The sequence below is a fragment of the Frateuria sp. genome (assembly GCF_035695185.1).
Taxonomy (GTDB): Bacteria; Pseudomonadota; Gammaproteobacteria; order Xanthomonadales; family Rhodanobacteraceae; genus Frateuria_A.
This window is the reverse complement of record NZ_DASSES010000188.1, coordinates 1-3,160: the sequence shown is the minus strand read 5'-3', so window position 1 is coordinate 3,160 and position 3,160 is coordinate 1. Positions and strand designations below refer to the sequence as shown.

At 68.0% G+C, this 3,160-nt stretch carries 4 protein-coding genes; 3 read left to right on the top strand and 1 reads right to left on the bottom strand.

Features of this window, described 5'->3' with window-relative positions; all coding sequences use genetic code 11:
• Nucleotides 1-134, top strand: a 134-nt coding sequence (rpmG, locus tag VFH59_RS15060) for a 50S ribosomal protein L33 (RefSeq protein ID WP_325165728.1), incomplete at its 5' end; no start/stop codon positions are given.
• Between the two features lie 314 nt (nt 135-448).
• Nucleotides 449-961, top strand: coding sequence for a DUF3016 domain-containing protein (locus VFH59_RS15055; protein WP_325165727.1), 513 nt, complete (start codon nt 449-451; stop codon nt 959-961).
• 63 nt (nt 962-1,024) lie between these two features.
• Here VFH59_RS15055 and VFH59_RS15050 read toward each other — a convergent pair whose 3' ends face one another.
• Complete coding sequence (locus tag VFH59_RS15050; protein WP_325165726.1) at nt 1,025-2,218, bottom strand: DesA family fatty acid desaturase; 1,194 nt, start codon at nt 2,216-2,218, stop codon at nt 1,025-1,027.
• A gap of 161 nt (nt 2,219-2,379) precedes the next feature.
• Here VFH59_RS15050 and VFH59_RS15045 point away from each other — a divergent pair, with 161 nt between their 5' ends.
• The gene (locus VFH59_RS15045; RefSeq protein WP_325165725.1) at nt 2,380-3,090 is read left to right on the top strand and encodes an ABC transporter ATP-binding protein; all 711 of its coding nucleotides are present in this window, start codon (nt 2,380-2,382) and stop codon (nt 3,088-3,090) included.
• Nucleotides 3,091-3,160 lie beyond the last annotated feature (70 nt).

Sequence of the window (3,160 nt, the reverse complement as noted above, 5' to 3'; positions counted from 1 at the left end):
TCTCCTCGGCCGGCACCGGCCACTTCTACACCACGCAGAAGAACAAGAAGAACACGCCGGAAAAGTTCGAGTTCAAGAAGTACGATCCGGTCGTGCGCAAGCACGTGATCTACAAGGAAGGCAAGATCAAGTGATCTTCGAGGAAAACCCGCCACCCGGCGGGTTTTCTTTTGGCTGCGGACAGGCAGGCCCTTGCTTGCGGCCACCCGCGCCGGCCCTCGTGGCCACCCGCGCCGGCCCTCGTGGCCACGCGTGCCGGTCAGCCGCCGGGATCGGCCGCGTCCGGTCTCCACAGCCCCGGCCGCTTAAGGATGGCCGCCATACGGGTTGCCGTGGCACGGCTGTCCACGGCCCGCGCACTCAGGCGTTTCCATGGCGGCGGGCCACCTCGCGCCGCGTTTGCACGCCATCCCCTATCCTGGTTTCGCATCGTCACCGGAGATACGCCATGTCCAAGCGCCCACTCCGCTTCACCGTCGGCCTGGCCCTCGCCCTGGCCTTTTCCGCGGCCGCGGCCGCCACCGGCACGGTCAGCGTCCGCTATGACCACCCCGAGAACTTCACCGAGACGAAGGAGGTGCGGGCGTTCGCGCCTTCGCGCGCCGACCCCGGCTACCTGGAGACGCTCAAGCGCTACATCGAGAAACAGGCCGCCGCCAGGCTGGAGCCGGGGCAGACCCTGGATATCGTCGTCACCGACGTCGACCGCGCCGGGTCCTTCCTGCCCATGACCGGGCCGGCCGAGCCGATACGCGTGGTCAAGTCGGTCTACCCGCCGCGGATCGCGCTGCATTTCCGCCTGCTCGACAGCCAGGGACAGGTCATCCGCGAGGGTGACCGCAAGCTCACCGACGTGGGCTTCCTCTACGACAGCGCCGGCCGCTTCGCCGATACGGACACCCTGCGCTACGAGAAGCGGGTGATCCTGCGCTGGCTTGCCAAGGGGCCAGCAAACCTCTGACCTGCGCCTGACAAAGAAAAGGCCCGCCATCGAGGCGGGCCTTTTTCATCCAGGCGCGATACTTCAGGCGGTGGCGACGCGGTAGCCTTTCAGGCGCTCCGCGAACTCCTGCAGCGAGCGGATGCCGCTTTGCTCGGCTTCGGCGATCCACTGCTGCAGGCCCTTCAGGGTCTGCTCGGCGCCACGCTGTTCCATCAGCGCCGCCAGGCGGGCGCGGAAGTCGCACACGGTGCGCAGGGTCGGGCGCTTGGCCAGCACGGCCTGCAGGCGGGCACTGCCTTCGCTGTCCAGCCACCGGCCACCGTCGGCCAGCGCACGGCGCATCCGGCGCGGCATCGACTTGAGGTTGTCGCCGGCGTGGGCGGCCTCCTCGCGCAAGGTCGGCATGATGACGCCGCGGTAGTAATCGGTCATCGCCTGGAAGCGATGCGTCAGCACGGCCTTGAGCGTCTCGGCATCCGGCAGATTGACGTTCGGGCGCACGTCCAGCGACGGCGCGACACGCAGCACCTTGGCCAGGCCCACCGCGCGCAGGGCGCAGATCGCCGCCCAGCCGATGTCGAACTCCCACTTGCGCAGGGCGAACTTCGCCGAGCTGGGGAACGCATGATGGTTATTGTGCAGCTCCTCACCGCCGATCCAGAAACCCCAGGGGATCAGGTTGCGAGCGGTATCGGCGCTCTCGAAATTGCGATAGCCGGCCCAGTGGCCGATGCCGTTGACGAAGCCGGCGGCCCAGAACGGGATCCAGATCATCTGGACCGCCCACAGCGCCGCACCGATCACGCCGAACAGCGCCAGGCTGATCAGCAGCATCAAGGTCGGCCCCCAGTAGGGATGGGCCCCGTAGAGGTTGTGCTCGACCCAGTCGTCGGGCGTGCCGCGGCCGTACTGCTCCATGTCCTGCTTCGACTCGCAGGCATCGCGATACAGCGAGACGCCGTCCCAGAACACCTTCTTGATGCCGTAGATCATCGGGCTGTGGGGATCTTCCTCGGTCTCCACCTTGGCGTGGTGCTTGCGATGCACCGCGACCCACTCCTTGGTGACCATGCCGGTGGTCAGCCAGCCCCAGAAGCGGAAAAAGTGCGCCAGCACCGGGTGGAAGTCCACGCCCCGGTGGGTCTGGCTGCGATGCAGATAAAGCGTCACCGTGAAGATGGTGAGCTGGGTCATCACCAGCATGTACAGCAGCATGGCCGGCCAACTGGCGTGCGTCACGCCGTTGGAGAGAAAGGTCAGCACCGTGTCGAGCATCAGGAAAATACCGGGGAAGTTGAAAGGCAGTCTATCGGAGGGGTTTCCGTACCCGCCAGCATGGCGCTTTGCGCTTCGTGCATGCGTGAAGCAACCCGCAGGTTGTGTAAACGTGGGGGCGCCGTGACAATCATGCAATGACTCTGCCACAACCGCTGTTAATGCTTGAGAAAGCCAGCCGCCGGCGCGCCGGCCGGCCGGCGGTGCAGGACCTCGATCTGGCGCTGGAGCGGGGCCAGGTGCTGGGCCTGCTGGGTGTCAACGGCGCCGGCAAGTCGACCACACTGTCGATGATCGCCGGCGCCTTGGCGCCGGACGCCGGCCGCATCCTGCTCGATGGCGAAGACCTCGCGGAGCATCCGACACTCGCCCGTCGCCTGGTGGGCTGGCTGCCCGAACGTGCCCCGCTGTGGCAGGAACTGACGGTAAGGGAACATCTGGACGCGCATGGCCGCCTGCGCGGACTGGCCGGCGCGTCGCTGAGGCTGGCGCGCGAGCGCGTCGTCGAGCGGCTCGAGCTCGCCCCGCTGGAACGCCGTCTCGCCGGCGTGCTCTCGCAGGGCCAGCGCCAGCGCCTGGGGCTGGCCTGCGCCCTGCTCCACCAGCCGGCGCTGCTGGTGCTGGACGAACCCGGCAACGCGCTCGACCCCGTGCAGGTCGCTGCACTGCGCGTGCTTATCCGCGAGCAGGCGGGCGCCGGCACCGCAGTGATCCTGTCCACCCACGTGCTGGCCGAGGTGACTGCCGTGTGCGATCGCGTGGCGATCCTGCACGAGGGCACGCTGCGCCACGACGGCGCGCTGGCGAAGGACGACCACGCCGCGCTGGAGCGGCGCTTCTTCGCCATCGCCACCGCGAAGGCCGCCGCATGAGCGCCATGACGCGGCTGGAACTGCGCCGCCTGTTCATGCGCCCGCTGGCCTGGGTGCTCGGCGCGTTGAC

Coding starts and splice junctions, on each gene's coding strand:
- VFH59_RS15055 (WP_325165727.1), top strand. CDS start 449: ATGTCCAAGCGCCCACTCCGCTTCACCGTCGGCCTGGCCCTCGCCCTG.
- VFH59_RS15045 (WP_325165725.1), top strand. CDS start 2,380: ATGCTTGAGAAAGCCAGCCGCCGGCGCGCCGGCCGGCCGGCGGTGCAG.
- VFH59_RS15050 (WP_325165726.1), bottom strand. CDS start 2,218: ATGCTCGACACGGTGCTGACCTTTCTCTCCAACGGCGTGACGCACGCC.